Source organism: Pseudoalteromonas sp. CO342X, assembly GCF_004208915.1.
Taxonomy (GTDB): domain Bacteria; phylum Pseudomonadota; class Gammaproteobacteria; order Enterobacterales; family Alteromonadaceae; genus Pseudoalteromonas; species Pseudoalteromonas maricaloris.
This window is the reverse complement of the sequence record NZ_SGPH01000040.1, coordinates 536,431-550,994: the sequence shown is the minus strand read 5'-3', so window position 1 is coordinate 550,994 and position 14,564 is coordinate 536,431. Positions and strand designations below refer to the sequence as shown.

Genomic DNA, 14,564 nt, shown 5'->3' with positions numbered 1-14,564 from the left:
AAAAAGAATGCCAAAGGAACCGCAGTTGAATATGACCGCCAATTAAAGGGACAAATGGACGGGCTAAATAGCATGACTGTAAAACAGTATCTTGAAAATCGCGATGTATACAGGGACATTGGTCGTAAAGGTACTGGTACTGCACAGAAACAAGCGAGAGAAGACTTTCAGGAAAGCTTAATACACCGCTATAGAGAGAACTTAAATAAAACTGGAAAATACTTCGGCGAAGAAGCTCTAATAAAAGCTAAAGAGTTAGCAAAAAGGGATATGAAGACTCTCCATGCTTTACATAACCCTGATATGATAGCCGGAGGACTAGACGAGGTGGTTGAATTAGGTGACGCCAGCGTTAACCAGTCTATTGGTTCGCACTGGAATAAACGCGGCTTTGATGATTCCGGTAAAAAGACTGCGTTAAGTCGTGTCGAACTAATGGATAATGAGGCAGAGAAAGCACTAAAAGCATTAGGTCCGGATGCAAAATTAAATATGAATCTACATAGGTGTAAATAATGAACAAGTTTTTTGACAATTTTTATAACTTTGGTGGGTTTGGTCCAGCGATAGAAGCAATTCAACCAACTGATGAGCAGATCCGGTTCTATCAAGGAACTTTACCTGACAATTTGCTTGAATACTGGAAAGAATACGGTTTTTGTGGTTGGGGGAAAGGCCGTTTATGGATGGTCAACCCAGCTGATTATCATGATCTTTTGGCTGAATGGATTAGAGGTACTCAGTTCGAAAAAATGCAAAATGACGGTATAGATAGTTTCTATGTCATTGCAGTAGATGCATTTGGGAAGATGTATATTTGGGGTAAAAACTCGGGTAATTGCCTGAAAATCACTTCTCCCTACGGCATGATATTTCCTAATTTTAGTAACGATGATTACTTAGAAGATGGTGAGGAGCTAACTTTGGACTTATTTTTCTCAACAAAAATGAGCACCGAAATTGATCTAAAAGATCACAATGAAAAACCTCTTTTTGAACGTGCTGTCGAAAAGCTAGGCCCTCTTGAAAATGGAGAAATCTATGGCTTTGTGCCAGCTCTTGCCCTTGGTGGCGAACCTAAACTTGAGAATCTCCAAAAGGTAAAAGCCACGGAACATTTGGCTTTCTTAGCAGACCTTGGAGAGAAGCGTGTTATGGCCGATATCGTTGCGCTATCTAACCAATTACCCCATAACCAATAGCACCTTTTTAAGTCCTTTAAATACATAGATGTTGCAAGGCTAGGTTCAATCATCCTCCTAGCCTACATTTCCACCAAATTTCTTCTGCTGCTTTCATTTACATTTTTAATTAGAGAAACGAATCAGTTGCATTAAAAGTTAACTCTAGGACGCATGTTCAAATATTATTGGATGACTTTTTAAGTGATGCCCCAGAGCATGTAAAGAATAATTACCAGGTTGCATTACGAGATGGAAAACCGTATATAACAAGGCGAAACCAAACGGTCAGTGACCAATTGCAGTATGTTGACGGCCAAATTGTTTTCGCCTCGAATAGAATTGATACACCTAATAAAGTCTTGCAACGCTTGAAGGTTGACCACAAGTCACTCACTCCAGCGGCAAAACAAAAGCTTAGGACGCTAGAAGCACAAAGAAATCAAGCCATCGCCAAACGCGATGCCGCATTAAAGTCTGGTAATGCAGAGCACCTTAAAGCAGCATATAAAGATATGCGTGCAGCCAGTGAAGAGCTGGGTGAAGAAGCCGCCCGGATCTTCGTAGAACAAAATTACCCAGGAGCAACACCACTGAGGTCAAAGTTGCTCACAGATGGTAAGCAAGGACAATTTGACCAATTATATCAAACCGAAGACGGTAGACTCCTAGTTATTGAAGCCAAAGGCGGTAGTGCAACTTGGGGAAGTCGAATGGCCGGAACAAAGCGTGCTCAACAAGGGTCCAGATCTTATATGGAGTCTATTTTTAAGAATTACGAGACTCAATATCGTAAATACAAAAAAGGCTCCAAGTACGGTGACCCAAATGAAGTTGAATTTAACGAACAGGTTGATGAATTAAATCGAATGCTCAAACACTATAAACATATGGTTAAAATGGACGGTATTATTGATGACCCAATTGAATATATTGGTGTACAGCAAAAAGCCTCTGACACAAGAATTAAGGGAGCCATTGATGCCACCATATTTGATATTAAAAATATAGAAAAAGGATAAAAAAGGATAAAAAATGATTAAAAATCATTATACATACGCACAGTCTATCTATGAAGAGAGTCAGGACTCATACAATAGTTTTCCTGATGAGTTGACACTCACCGCGATTAGAAATAAACCACAACGTGCTTTGTCTACATTTTTAAAAACCAACTTAGAAATTTTTTCACTAGAGGCCCTTGAAAACCCAAACAGCAAAAATGCCTGGAAATACCTCACGCGTGCACAAGAATTAGGATTGGGAATTTTTCAATCTAACGATAATCCAAGTAAGCCATTTCAACTACACTACGATAACCAAGTTATTGAAGTAGTCGGGGCATTAGACCCGGAAGACGCTGATATTTTTAATTGGCCAAAGGCTATGTATCTTGCAATAATTACGCGAAATCAAGATGCGATTGATTATCTAATTCAAGTTGATGATTCAGTTTTTAAAGCGGCTAACTATGCTGAGCAATTCACTCCTTTTGATTACGCTCTAGTTGATTTGCTCAAAACCATCTTTATGCCCGGCGCAGACTTAGCCTCGGCAATTGAAAAAGCATTAATTACCAGTAATCCAGATGACTACAAATACGATGAAGCGTATCACTATGCTAGTAGACTCTACTGGCCCGTAGTTTCTGTCATTTTAGGTATATTTACCGATGATGGTGGTGTGGAGTTTAACCAAGCGATTGAAAAAGCGACGCTACTTCATAAAGAATTCTACGATACAGAAGAAAATGATTGTGATGGGGACGGAGCACTATCCATCCCGCTAATCGCCATGGCTGCGTTAGCAAAAGACATTAAAGGTTACGACTTGACCACAAAAAATGGCTATATACCTGAGTGGCTGGTAAACCCTAACCCACAAAAATGATTAAGGTAAATTAAAAAAAGAAGTCTAATTTACTAAACACACTCTTTAACAACATGGATGTTGCAAGGCTAGGTTCTATTATCCTACTAGCCTACATTTCTCACCACATTTCTTCTGCTGCTTTCGTTTACATTTTTAAGTAGAGAAACTGAGGTAGCTAACTTTCAACTGCTTTATTGAAATGGTATGCAGTGGTAAGACAAAGCCATAAATAGAGACCCAAGACATATCATAACCATAGTCAAAGTTATCTTAAAAAAATACCGGAGAATCTCTCTCTGCTGCGCTTGCCGTGCTGCGGCTTTTTACCCAAAGAAAAGTCGTTAAAGGCGACCCAGTTAAATACCTAAGAGACATCAACTGGCAAGACCTAGGAAAACAATCCGCCACGGAAGTTAAAAACATCGTCAAAGGCCTGCGCGATTCACTTGATGACATGTCTACCAGTTGGCACTACGACCTACTGCTTCCAGACGCCGCTATCGAAGGCATGCAAGCCACAGTAAAACGCTTAGACGACGTCACCCCCAAAATCGACCAGCATATGCAACAAGCCGCCCAAGAAATCGGACAGCGAGTTAATAAAGCACTGGATGAATATCAGGGGGAGTTACCACAGGTTGGTGTTACCAATGTGCCGAAGAAATCTAAAGCGCCGGAGCTTTCAGCTCCAGAAGGAAACGATCTCAAAGGTGCCCCAGTTAACAAAGTTAATCCGCCATCACGCAAAACGCCTAGTGACTTTACGCAACATAAATCACTAAACCATAGAAAAGCGGCTGCGGGTGAGTACAATGCCCATCAATTAATGACGGAAAAAGGCTTTGTACCATTAGGTAAAACCGACGGTAATTTTAAGCCCGGCGAAACCGGTATAGATGGGATTTATTTGCACCCAAATCCACCACCTGATTTTGTGATCACCGAAGCCAAATACAATAAGGCTCGTTTAGGAAAGACTACAACGGGTAAACAAATGAGTAACTCTTGGGTAACTGATGAAAGGCTAAAAAAAGCAGGCTTGAATAGAAAAGAGCGTAGAAAAATATTAAATGCACTTCAAAAAAATGATAATTCAATACAAAAGCTACTGATCCGTAATAAAGAAGATGGAAGCTTGGTTGTAAAAGAGCTAGATAAAAACGCAAACATTATTGGTGGTCCAATCAACCTCTAAAGGAAAAAATATGCTAAGAGACAATCTACAAGACAAATCGTATTTTGACGAAGCCGTAGAGTTTTATGAAGAGTCCATTGTTGAGGATATTGAAGAACTTAAATCTGGAAAGCTAACAAAGGTCGTAAGTATGAGGTTTTGTTTTGGTTTAATCATCCATGCTATGAACTTACTAAACAATAAATATTCAAGAGGAGATAAATTGGGTGGCATAAAGCCACTGCTACAAGATGTTTTAACTTACCGCAAGTGGCAAAATGACTATGCAAACGCTTTACCTGAACAAGAACAAGCTGAACGAATCAGCTGGGAGGAGATGAGGGAAGACTATCTAGAACAAAACTTAAAGTGGCTTAGTTTTGCTTATTGCTTAGATATGGGTGAGGAATACTACCTAAAAGCGCTGGAATTTATCGGCAATCAAGGTCAAGACGCGCTTTTTGATAAAATTTCAGTAAAACTTGGCGACTCAGGTCGTGACATAGCTTCAGACATACTTTTTAAAAAGCGCTTTAGTAAGCTTTATAAAGTAATTGAAGGGAGTCCAGAACAACGTCCTTCTCTTGCTAATGACTATATTGAATCTTGGTATAATCTAATTGGTAGACCAGATTATCATTTAATGGACAATGATGCTTACGATGGCTATTGGTGCTGGGAAATTGCGCTCGTTGTTAAATTATTCAATATTGATGATAGCAGCTTTATTGACCACCCATACTACCCCAAAGACCTCGTACATTGGCAAGATAATCAGTAGGAGATAAAGGTGCGCGATACACGGAGAAGTAACGATTATTACGAAGAATTCTTAGTCGACATTGAAGTTGGCATTAAAGAAACACAGGAAGCCCTCGACGCAGGTAATTTTACCACACCTAGCGAACGAGTTAATGTTGCCCAGCGTATATATCAGCTCGCGATTATGCGAGCGGTAGCGCACTACTCATACGGTGCTCACCTTAGGGATGTTAAGCGCTATACCGAAGCGATTTTGCCGTATCGAAAACAACTGACACACTACTGTGATAAGTTACCTGCAAATCATCAAATATACCGCTATGCTTTTGAAAAGTTGGGCGGGCAAATCGATGCCGTCGGCTCCCCTAATATCAATCGTTATATCTACACTTTGTGGTGGCTGGCTCTTTTACAAGCCTGTGATGTCGCTCCAGCTCATATTCAAGAAGTGCTCGATGTTATTGGCGAACGCGGCAAAGACACCTTACTTGATAATATAGCCATTGCACTTGGTGATAACGATAGACCTATTTCGCCCACACTCTACTACCCTGAAATTTATCAAAACCTTTCACTCGCTTTTACAGTACCCAATGAACAAAAGCCTGATTTACTCAACCAATTTGCACAAAATTGGTACATCAAGTTAGAGGGCTTGGCGGACTGGCATGATAATCACAACTGTGAATGCGAATTCGAGTACACGGATTATTATATTGGTTATTGGTGTTTTGAATTAGCTTTAGTCGCTAATGTTCTAGAGATACCAAGAGAACCCTTAGAAGATAGCGGTTATGTCCCGATTGATTTAATCAGATAAACTTCTGCGCATGATTTTTAAAAAAGGATAGGCTGAACCACTTGGGTGTTGCAGGTCTAAGCCGCTAACCTTCACCGACAGTGGTCAGCCCCTCGATTTCCATGATACCGATTATCGACCAAGTCATGGATTTACGAGATATCACCGGCATTGGTTTAGTGCCAGTTGTGGGCTCAGCAGTCAAAGGCGTAGGAAAGGTTATCTTAAAAAATACCGGAGAATCACTCTCCGCTGCGCTTGCCGTTTTACGCAAGCTAGGTAAAGGCGACCCAGTTAAATACCTAAGAGACACCAACAGGCAAGACCTAGGAAAACAATCTGCCACGGAAGTTAAAAACATCGTCAAAGGTCTGCGCGATTCACTCGACGACATGTCTACCAGTTGGCACTACGACCTACTACTCCCAGACGCCGCTATCGAAAGCATGCAAGCCACAGTAAAACGCCTAGACGACGTCACCCCCAAAATCGCCAGCATACGCAACAAGCTGCCCAAGAAATCGGACAGCGAGTTAATAAAGCACTGGATGAATATCAAGGCCAATCACCAATTCGAGGCGTTACCGACAAGCCCACCAAAGCCAAAGCCGATGAATTGGAACCGCCAAAAGGGAATGAATTGCCCAGCGGTCAAAACAAGTTGTTAGCAGCTGAAAAACTAGAGATACAAGCTTCCGATTATGCGAGTTTAATTAATTCAAATAAACCTTGGTCTTGGAAAGATTTTCCAGATGGCGATAAGCTTACTATTAAGGAAAAAAGAGCAATCAAGCAAAAGGCTATTGATAAAGGTTTGGTTGATAATGTTTCGTTTAAATCTGGAACAAAATACCCTGACTTTGCGTCAGCTGATTTAATTAAAGCAAAGTTAGAATTACCAGAAGGACTATGGAAAAAAATCAGATTACATTCAATTTAAGTGGCTCAATGAAAAGTTGCCTGTAGGTATGAGAGATGGTAACACTTGGCATCACTCAGAGATTCCTGGTGTTATGGAGTTGGTTCCTTTTGGTCCTCATAATATGATTAACCACCAAGGTGGAAGATCGAAAGGCCATTGGGCATACAGCAAAAGATAGAGGTTATATATGCTCACTAAACGTAATGACTCTTATGAGTTAAATAACTCAAGCATATTTGAATTGGAAAGCTTTTGCAGAGTGAAACTTCCACATTCATTTATCGAGTTTTTCCGCAACAACAATGGCGTTGCTTTTGAAGGGTTAACTTACGACATAGACAATGAGGAGCGGTTGATTGAACGAACACTTCTTATCACAAACGATTCAAATTTGTCAGACGATATTATGCAATACGAAATAAAAGTGGTGCTCGCTCAGATTGAAGAGCGCCTAACCGACAATGAAGATTTAGTGGGTGCTGAGCTACTTCCTTTTGCTCATGTTTTTGGTGGAGACTTTTTATGTTTAAACTTCAAAGATAGCAATATTGAACCGTCAGTTGTACTCTGGGATCATAATGAATCAGATGAATTAAGTCCTGCTTTTGTACTAGTTTCAGATAGTTTTGAAGCTTTTGTTGAGCGTCTTTGATAGGCTGAATATGGGTAAAATAAATGATTAGTTTGCGCCCCCTTATCAGCATTGGATATTGGGTGTCGTAATTAAGAAAGGTGCTTGTCAGACACGTGAACCAATTTCGGCGGAAAACTGCACTGTTCAGACCGGTTGTTTATAACTTTGTAAAACACACTGGTCGTGGAGATTCGATACGTCGCAAATATGTACGAACCTCAATTGACGATGAACTTGAGGCAAAGCTGACCTTCAGTGTTAATGGTAGTTAACACTGTATGCTCTCACCCTAGGATCGAGAGCTCCAAACTCGAAAAGATCTACAATCAATTGCAAAAAATAATAAAAGATCTGAAAGTCTAGATCCTTAAAAACAATATCAGAAAGTGGGTTGAAGGTGGTTATATTTCATTGCCCAAGGGATTTCATAAATAAGGCGCATTAAAATGACCAAAGAGGAATGCCTAGAAGAAGACGACTATTATACTCAGGGGTTTGAAAAAGAAGGTGTTGTTTCTATATGGCTTGGAGTTGAAGCTGCGGATAAATCTATAGAAGTTGATGTTCTACAAGATCTGTGTGGCGTTGGTTATTATGACTTAGCAAATCAAGAATCTGAGTATATAGAATCAAGAATTGTCGATATTGCAGAACTTTTTACAGAAATATCTTATGCAAGTTCCTTTGAAAAAAGTGCCATAGACTCTGCTAAGTCAATCGGTATTACCAAAGCAAGGTGGCTTATTTGTCAGTTTGATTTTGATTATGACCCTAAAAAAATAACACGCTCTGTTCAAAGTGACCCTGTTTTTATCGGTTTATTTGCTTATGAGGAAGATGATTAGAATCTCAAGTGGATGTGAATCCATATCTATTTATTAAAAAGAACGTGAGTATTTTCTAAGTAAGTTAACTTATCATTAAAAATATTTTTATTAGTCATGATTAACGAAGTAGTAATAGTAGTTATACGCTATCAAAGTAAAATTCGCTGGTTTAAGGGTGAACGAGAGTTATGGATATTAGATTTGGTAAAACTAAGAGACGCTTTTATAGAAAATGGATATCAAGTTCCAGAGCTTAACGACTCGGATAGATTCGGCCTCCATATTTTAGATGAAAATAATGTAGAAACTTTTCTGGATAAAATTCAGGGTAATGAAATAAGTTGCAGCGAACTAAGTAAGAGACTGGCATCTAGGTTCCCATCAGCTAGATCTTGGTGGGATGTTGCTGATTTATTCCCTATCATGTTTATCGACTTTGATGCTAAAAGTGTAGCCGCATTTTATCATGAGGGCGTGCAAATGGAAAAGTACATACCACAACATTGGAACGGTGAATTTATAGATTTTGCAAATGAGTACCCAGAGAATATTTTTCCTGATGATGACAAGTTCTGGGTAAAAGGCGATTCCGACTTACTTAAAGTTCTAAATGAACGAGCTAGAAAGCAATGATATTATTCGAAAGCTGTGTTCGCTGATTTTCGGAGAAAATTAGTACAACACATCTAAGATAAAAGCTTTTATTAAAAAGTCAGGATCACTAGCTCAACTCATAACTTCTTAGCGCTTCGCGTGTCCGAGTTAATTGAAAATACTAACATCGTTTCACTACCTTCAAAATCAGATGCTGTAGGGGTTATTCACAGCCACCAATAGAGGCCCAAGACATGTCACAACCATAGACAAGGTTATCTTAAAAAATACCGGAGAATCACTCTCCGCTGCGCTTGCAGTGCTGCGGCTTTTTACCCAAAGAAAAGTCGGTAAAGGCGACCCAGTTAAATACCTAAGAGGCATCAACTAGCAAGACCTAGGAAAACAATCCGCCACGGAAGTTAAAAACATCGTCAAAGGCCTGCGCGATTCACTTGATGATATGTCTACCAGCTGGCACTACGACCTACTACTCCCAGACGCCGCCATCGAAGGCATGCAAGCCACAGTAAAACGCCTAGACGACGTCACCCCCAAAATCGACCAGCATATGCAACAAGCCGCCCAAGAAATTGGACAGCGAGTTAATAAAGCACTGGATGAGTATCAAGGCCAACCACCAATTCGAGGCGTTACCGACAAGCCCACCAAAGCCAAAGCCGATGAATTGGAGCCGCCAAACGGGAATGAGTTGCCTGGGTCTAATGTTGTCAACAGAAACACAATTGTAGATCCCGATAGTGTAAATAAAATAAATGATTTAGCTAGAAAGCCTAAATTCACTTCTGATGGCAAGGTTATCCCTATTGGTGGACAACCCTCTGACGCAATTACAATTAGAAATAAAAATAACTTGGATGAAAATGGGTACTTACACCGAAAAGGAAAGAAATTACAATATGATTCGAATGGTTTCCCCATATTTGAGAGTAAATTTGATACTCACATATCGGATCATCATATAGGCTCTGGCAAAGCCACAGAACACTTTAAAGAAGCAAATAAAAATCTTGCTATACAATTAGAGAAAAACCCAAGTCTAGCCAAGACTCTAGGTTTAAATGATGAGCAAGTAGCACATATAATGAAAAAGCCACCATCAAAAGATCCTGCAGATGGTTTGACATGGCATCATCATCAAGACACTGGCAGAATGCAGCTTATTGACAGAACTACACATGATACCTTTAGACATACAGGTGGTATGTCTATTTGGGGAGGAGGATATTAATTATGTTTAAATGTGAACCATATTTGTGGAAAGAAAATAAGCCGACTTATAATCCAAGTTACCTAAAGGAGCTTGAGTTAGAACTTCAGATTAAATTTCCGATAGAGTTTTTGAACTTCATGGAATTATACTTTGGAGATAAGCCTGTTTATTCATCTTTTGAAGTAGGAAAAGGACATTGTTCAATCGCACACTTTCTTCACTGCCAAAATTTAGTAAATGATGATTTCGAAATTTATAGTATTTCAGATCAAAGAGAAGAAATAGATGAGTTTCTATCGGATAAAATAGTACCTTTTGCTATAACTTTTGATTCAAACCTAATCGCTTTTGACTTTCGTCATAAAATAACTGAGCCTGAAGTTATATTTATTATCTCTTCGCAACTTGAAGATGGAGATAAAGCAATAAGGCATATTAGCTCAAATTTCCATGAGTTCTTAGCTATCCTAGAAAAAAATGAAGACGAACTTTGACCTAGCAAAGTAAAAGCCACGGGATACGGCTCTCTTAACAGACTTTGGAGAGGAGCGTGTTATGGTTGATATCGTTACGCTATTTAACCAATTACCCCATAACCAGAGTCCTTTAAATACACTGGTGTCGTCAGGCAAGGAGCAACTCTCCTTGCCTTAAAATTCACTTTTATTTTCGTACTGCTCTAAAAATTTAGGTATGGATACTGCGCTGGTAGTTTTTGCAATGCTTTAAAGCAGCTTAATCGCTAAAGTCATAGAAGATCTCACAAGCAACGTATCCCCCCTCTATCACACCCGAAAGGAATAAGTCGATATGCAATGTGCCGACAGCATGTCGGCTAAGTTTTGTCTGGCACAAAGACGTGCCTTACAAGACGGTTGCACAATATCAGCTTAGGATTTGAGGATTAAGTGTGATGCTGGGGCGACGTTTTCTTGGTTCATTTTTTTCGTCTAAAGAAAAGGCAAGCCCTCACCACTCAAAAAACATACTTCTCGGCGGGTGAACCGCCTCCCACAAAACTATTTACACTGTGAGGTCGTACAGCAATTTTTTGAGCTTGTAAACTACTCTGCCGCCAATAAGAAAGTGGATAAAACACAGCAGCAATTAATGAATGAGCAAGTTGAAAAAGCATTTAAAGAATATGGCCCAGATGCTAAGTTGAACATTCGACTTGAGCGCTGCCCGTTAAACAAAAAGTAAAGTAGAGAACCCATGATAGAGACGAATGATGACGATTCAGCCTTTTTTTTAAGCGAATTTGGCCAACCAACAACAATTGTACCCGCGACTACCGCTGATATAGAAGCGTATCGAGGAAAGCTGCCTGATCAGCTACTTGAATACTGGCAAATACTCGGTTTCAGCGGCTTTGCCGATGGTTTATTTTGGTTGACAAACCCCGCGGATTATCAAGACATTCTTGACCGATTTTTAGAAGATACTCCGTTTGAACAACACGATATCTATTATGTTATAGCGCGCAATGCTTGGGGGAAACTTCAGGTCTACGGCGAGAAAACAGGTGTATCTCTTGAAATCAGTCCGCACTTAAATTGGATGACAACAAGCGTAGGTAGTGAGCAAGATATTGCAGCTGGTAAGGCTAACCAAACTGCAAAAGATTTTATAGCGCTTCAAGACCCTGAGCGACTTGATATTAAAAATAATCAAAGGAAACCTCTTTTTCCTGCGGCATTAAAAAAACATGGCCCACTCAAGGGTGATGAAATGTACGGCTTTGCGCCATTTTTATTTATGGGTGGCGAGAAAAAAGTCAAGAATATTGAAAAGTGCGATATTTTTGCCCATTTGAATTTAATTGCCGACATGGGTGATATGGAAATCATTGATATGGCTTCTATGGTACGTGGCGCTATTAAGCAGCACGAATAATGCTGTATTGTGACACTTGTTGTGATTCAATCAAATAGGACACGACGCTTTCGTGCCCCATACTGGAGGAATGTTTATTTGGGGTGGAGGCTATAAAAAGTAACAAGGAGCAAAAAGTGAATATAATTTGGGAAGAGTATGTAGATCCTCCTTTGCAAGATATCTCGAGCACTGAGATCTCAACAATAGAGGCCATTATAGGTTTTATACTACCTGCTGATTACAAATCTTTTATAGTTGACAAACAAGGGTTAGTACCATCTAAAGAGGTAATTGAATCAGGTGACTTAGCACCCGTACCGTTTGGCCCGTTATTTCACGTTTTGGAAAATTGTTCCTCTGAACACATACTATACAGTGCTCTGGAAAAATTTAATAAATGGAAAGATTTATATCCAAATATCTTTCCTATTGCTGATGCCGGAGGTGCAGGCAACTTTTTTGCCTATAATTTTAATATTGACCATTCAAATCCACCTATAATCTTCGTGAATGTGGAAGAAGATCCTGATTCACCAGAAGCTTTTATTTATGTTTCAAAAGATATAAATGAATTTCTCAATAATTTGAGAGCTTAGTAACCTAATCTGGATATATCCTCCATACGTGTTTCTAGGCTTACCCAAGGGTGTTGACTTGTTTTACACCCTTAGCTGTTTTGTGGGCAGTGGCTAGGTGGCATAGTGCCGCACAGTACGATGTGTGCATCGCAGGGCCAAACTGCGGGTAAACTGAGTTGCTCAACCAGTCTGAGCACCAAAATGTCAATATTCAGAATCGACTAAATAGAGGTCTATAGACAAGGTTATCTTAAAAAATACTGGAGAATCACTCTCTGCTGCGCTTGCCTTGCTGCGGCTTTTTAACCAAAGAAAAGTTGGCAAAGGCGACCCAGTTAAATACCTAAGAGGCATCAACTGGCAAGACCTAGGAAAACAATCCGCCACGGAAGTTAAAAACATCGTCAAAGGCCTACGCGATTCACTCGATGACATGTCTACCAGTTGGCACTACGACCTACTACTTCCAGACGCCGCCATCGAAGGCATGCAAGCCACGGTTAAACGCCTAGACAAGGTCACCCCCAAAATCGACCAGCATATGCAACAAGCCGCCCAAGAAATCAGGCAGCGAGTTAATAAAGCACTGGATGAGTATCAAGGCCAACCACCAATTCGAGGCGTTACCGACAAGCCCACCAAAGCCAAAGCCGATGAGTTGGAGCCACCAAAAGGGAATGAGCTGCCGGGGGCGGCAATAAAACGTATGCCACAATACAACGTGCCTTGTTTTAAAAAGAATGCCAAAGGAACCGCAGTTGAATATGACCGCCAATTAAAGGGACAAATGGACGGGCTAAATAGCATGACTGTAAAACAGTATCTTGAAAATCGCGATGCTTATAAAAAGATTGGACGAAAAGGAACTGGAAAGGCGCAGAAGGCGGCTAGAGAAAAGTTTAAAAGTAAATTAATTAATAAATATAAGAATAAACTAAGAAAAGAGAATAGATTAAGTGGTCAGGAGCTTTCAGATCAAGCAGAAGCACTTGCAAGGTTGGACATGAAGACTCTGAATGCTTTGCATAACCCTGATATGATTGCAGGAGGACTAGATGAAGTTGTTGATTTAGGCGACGCCAGTGTTAACCAATCTATTGGCGCACGATGGAATAAAAAAGGTTTTGATGACTCAGGTAAAAAGACTACGTTGAGTCGTGTTGAGCTAATGGATAATGAAGCAGAGAAAGCACTAAAAGCATTGGGTCCAGATGCAAAATTAAATATGAACTTGTACAGGTGTAAGTAGATGAACGAATACTTTGAAGAATTTTATAACTTTGGCGGTTTTGGACCTGCAATTAAAGAGATCAAGCCGACAGGTGAAGATATTAAAGCGTATAAAGGCTTATTGCCTGATAACTTGCTAGAATATTGGAAAGAGTACGGCTTTTGTGGCTGGGGAGCGGGACGGCTATGGATGGTAAACCCAGCTGATTATCAAGATGTTTTAGACTCATGGCTGAAAAGCACTAGATTTGAGCAAATGCAAAGAGATGGTTTGGATAACTTCTCCGTAATAGCCATTGACGCCTTTGGAGAAGTGTATATTTGGGGAAAGAACTCGGGTAATAGCCTATCGATAACAAGCTGTTATGGTATGATTTTTCCAACATTTAACGATCAAGAGTTTATTGAAGATGGAAAAGAACTAACTTTAGATTTATTTTTTGCAAATAAAGTTAGTTCCGAAATTGATTTAGACGATATCAATGATCAGCCTCTTTTTGAACGAGCTGTCGAAAAGCTAGGCCCTCTTGAAAATGGAGAGATCTATGGCTTTGCGCCTGCTCTTGCCCTTGGTGGCGAACCTAAGCTTGAGAATCTCCAAAAGGTAAAAGCTACAGAACATTTGGCATTCCTAGCTGACCTTGGAGAGAAGCGGGTTATGGCTGATATCGTTGCGCTATCTAACCAATTACCCCATAACCAATAGCACTTTTTTAAGTCCTTTAAATACATAGATGTTGTGAGGCTAGGTTCAATCGTCTTCCTAGCCTACATTGCTCACCACATTTCTTCTGCTGCTTTCATTTACATTTTTAATTAGAGAAACCACGGTAGCTAATCTTTAGCTGCTTTATTGAGATAGCGTGCAGTGGTAAATAA

Annotated in this window: 19 protein-coding genes and 1 pseudogene; all 20 read left to right on the top strand. The window is 40.0% G+C overall.

Annotation, left to right across the window (positions count from 1 at the left end):
• The coding region (locus EXT47_RS21305; protein ID WP_240701648.1) for a polymorphic toxin type 15 domain-containing protein at window positions 1-516 on the top strand (516 nt) is incomplete at its 5' end.
• Window positions 516-1,202, top strand: coding sequence for a GAD-like domain-containing protein (locus EXT47_RS21300; protein WP_130127520.1), 687 nt, complete (start codon window positions 516-518; stop codon window positions 1,200-1,202). The genes EXT47_RS21305 and EXT47_RS21300, both read left to right, overlap by 1 nt.
• 167 nt (window positions 1,203-1,369) lie before the next feature.
• The gene (locus EXT47_RS21295; RefSeq protein ID WP_130127519.1) at window positions 1,370-2,203 is read left to right on the top strand and encodes a hypothetical protein; all 834 of its coding nucleotides are present in this window, start codon (window positions 1,370-1,372) and stop codon (window positions 2,201-2,203) included.
• A gap of 13 nt (window positions 2,204-2,216) precedes the next feature.
• Window positions 2,217-3,071, top strand: coding sequence for an immunity 49 family protein (locus EXT47_RS21290; protein ID WP_130127518.1), 855 nt, complete (start codon window positions 2,217-2,219; stop codon window positions 3,069-3,071).
• Window positions 3,072-3,507: 436 nt separating this feature from the next.
• Window positions 3,508-4,248 (top strand): hypothetical protein, encoded by a 741-nt coding sequence (locus tag EXT47_RS21285; RefSeq protein ID WP_130127536.1) that lies wholly within the window; start codon window positions 3,508-3,510, stop codon window positions 4,246-4,248.
• Between the two features lie 10 nt (window positions 4,249-4,258).
• Complete coding sequence (locus EXT47_RS21280) at window positions 4,259-5,008, top strand: PoNe immunity protein domain-containing protein (RefSeq protein ID WP_130127517.1); 750 nt, start codon at window positions 4,259-4,261, stop codon at window positions 5,006-5,008.
• A 9-nt stretch (window positions 5,009-5,017) separates the two neighbouring features.
• Complete coding sequence (locus EXT47_RS21275) at window positions 5,018-5,809, top strand: PoNe immunity protein domain-containing protein (protein WP_130127516.1); 792 nt, start codon at window positions 5,018-5,020, stop codon at window positions 5,807-5,809.
• A 101-nt stretch (window positions 5,810-5,910) separates the two neighbouring features.
• Window positions 5,911-6,456 carry a hypothetical protein gene (locus tag EXT47_RS24110; RefSeq protein ID WP_226899485.1) on the top strand — a complete coding sequence of 182 codons (546 nt, stop codon included), beginning with the start codon at window positions 5,911-5,913 and terminating at the stop codon, window positions 6,454-6,456.
• Window positions 6,450-6,728: a hypothetical protein gene (locus tag EXT47_RS24105; protein ID WP_226899487.1), complete on the top strand. Its 279-nt coding sequence runs from the start codon at window positions 6,450-6,452 to the stop codon at window positions 6,726-6,728. The genes EXT47_RS24110 and EXT47_RS24105 overlap by 7 nt, the downstream gene beginning before the upstream one ends.
• Window positions 6,729-6,756: 28 nt before the next feature.
• Window positions 6,757-6,888, top strand: a complete 132-nt coding sequence (locus EXT47_RS24100) for an HNH endonuclease (protein ID WP_226899488.1) — start codon at window positions 6,757-6,759, stop codon at window positions 6,886-6,888.
• A 9-nt stretch (window positions 6,889-6,897) separates the two neighbouring features.
• Window positions 6,898-7,362: an SMI1/KNR4 family protein gene (locus EXT47_RS21265; protein WP_130127515.1), complete on the top strand. Its 465-nt coding sequence runs from the start codon at window positions 6,898-6,900 to the stop codon at window positions 7,360-7,362.
• A gap of 46 nt (window positions 7,363-7,408) precedes the next feature.
• Window positions 7,409-7,616 (top strand): annotated as a pseudogene (locus tag EXT47_RS24095) (ISAs1 family transposase); the annotation flags it as partial.
• Between the two features lie 174 nt (window positions 7,617-7,790).
• Window positions 7,791-8,189, top strand: a complete 399-nt coding sequence (locus tag EXT47_RS21260; RefSeq protein ID WP_130127514.1) for an immunity 22 family protein — start codon at window positions 7,791-7,793, stop codon at window positions 8,187-8,189.
• 96 nt (window positions 8,190-8,285) lie between these two features.
• Window positions 8,286-8,804, top strand: coding sequence for a group-specific protein (locus EXT47_RS21255; RefSeq protein ID WP_130127513.1), 519 nt, complete (start codon window positions 8,286-8,288; stop codon window positions 8,802-8,804).
• Window positions 8,805-9,228: 424 nt separating this feature from the next.
• Window positions 9,229-10,017, top strand: coding sequence for an HNH endonuclease (locus EXT47_RS21250; protein ID WP_130127512.1), 789 nt, complete (start codon window positions 9,229-9,231; stop codon window positions 10,015-10,017).
• 2 nt (window positions 10,018-10,019) lie between these two features.
• Entirely contained in the window at window positions 10,020-10,493 is a 474-nt protein-coding gene (locus EXT47_RS21245; RefSeq protein ID WP_045989833.1) for an SMI1/KNR4 family protein, read from the top strand.
• Between the two features lie 721 nt (window positions 10,494-11,214).
• Window positions 11,215-11,895, top strand: a complete 681-nt coding sequence (locus tag EXT47_RS21235) for a GAD-like domain-containing protein (RefSeq protein ID WP_130127511.1) — start codon at window positions 11,215-11,217, stop codon at window positions 11,893-11,895.
• Window positions 11,896-12,011: 116 nt separating this feature from the next.
• Window positions 12,012-12,473 carry an SMI1/KNR4 family protein gene (locus tag EXT47_RS21230; protein ID WP_240701647.1) on the top strand — a complete coding sequence of 154 codons (462 nt, stop codon included), beginning with the start codon at window positions 12,012-12,014 and terminating at the stop codon, window positions 12,471-12,473.
• Between the two features lie 271 nt (window positions 12,474-12,744).
• Window positions 12,745-13,704, top strand: coding sequence for a polymorphic toxin type 15 domain-containing protein (locus EXT47_RS21225; protein ID WP_240701646.1), 960 nt, complete (start codon window positions 12,745-12,747; stop codon window positions 13,702-13,704).
• Window positions 13,705-14,391, top strand: coding sequence for a GAD-like domain-containing protein (locus EXT47_RS21220; RefSeq protein WP_039495482.1), 687 nt, complete (start codon window positions 13,705-13,707; stop codon window positions 14,389-14,391). It abuts the gene before it with no gap.
• Window positions 14,392-14,564 lie beyond the last annotated feature (173 nt).

Coding starts and splice junctions, on each gene's coding strand:
- EXT47_RS21300 (WP_130127520.1), top strand. CDS start 516: ATGAACAAGTTTTTTGACAATTTTTATAACTTTGGTGGGTTTGGTCCA.
- EXT47_RS21290 (WP_130127518.1), top strand. CDS start 2,217: ATGATTAAAAATCATTATACATACGCACAGTCTATCTATGAAGAGAGT.
- EXT47_RS21285 (WP_130127536.1), top strand. CDS start 3,508: ATGTCTACCAGTTGGCACTACGACCTACTGCTTCCAGACGCCGCTATC.
- EXT47_RS21280 (WP_130127517.1), top strand. CDS start 4,259: ATGCTAAGAGACAATCTACAAGACAAATCGTATTTTGACGAAGCCGTA.
- EXT47_RS24110 (WP_226899485.1), top strand. CDS start 5,911: ATGATACCGATTATCGACCAAGTCATGGATTTACGAGATATCACCGGC.
- EXT47_RS24100 (WP_226899488.1), top strand. CDS start 6,757: ATGAGAGATGGTAACACTTGGCATCACTCAGAGATTCCTGGTGTTATG.
- EXT47_RS21265 (WP_130127515.1), top strand. CDS start 6,898: ATGCTCACTAAACGTAATGACTCTTATGAGTTAAATAACTCAAGCATA.
- EXT47_RS21260 (WP_130127514.1), top strand. CDS start 7,791: ATGACCAAAGAGGAATGCCTAGAAGAAGACGACTATTATACTCAGGGG.
- EXT47_RS21255 (WP_130127513.1), top strand. CDS start 8,286: ATGATTAACGAAGTAGTAATAGTAGTTATACGCTATCAAAGTAAAATT.
- EXT47_RS21250 (WP_130127512.1), top strand. CDS start 9,229: ATGTCTACCAGCTGGCACTACGACCTACTACTCCCAGACGCCGCCATC.
- EXT47_RS21245 (WP_045989833.1), top strand. CDS start 10,020: ATGTTTAAATGTGAACCATATTTGTGGAAAGAAAATAAGCCGACTTAT.
- EXT47_RS21235 (WP_130127511.1), top strand. CDS start 11,215: ATGATAGAGACGAATGATGACGATTCAGCCTTTTTTTTAAGCGAATTT.
- EXT47_RS21220 (WP_039495482.1), top strand. CDS start 13,705: ATGAACGAATACTTTGAAGAATTTTATAACTTTGGCGGTTTTGGACCT.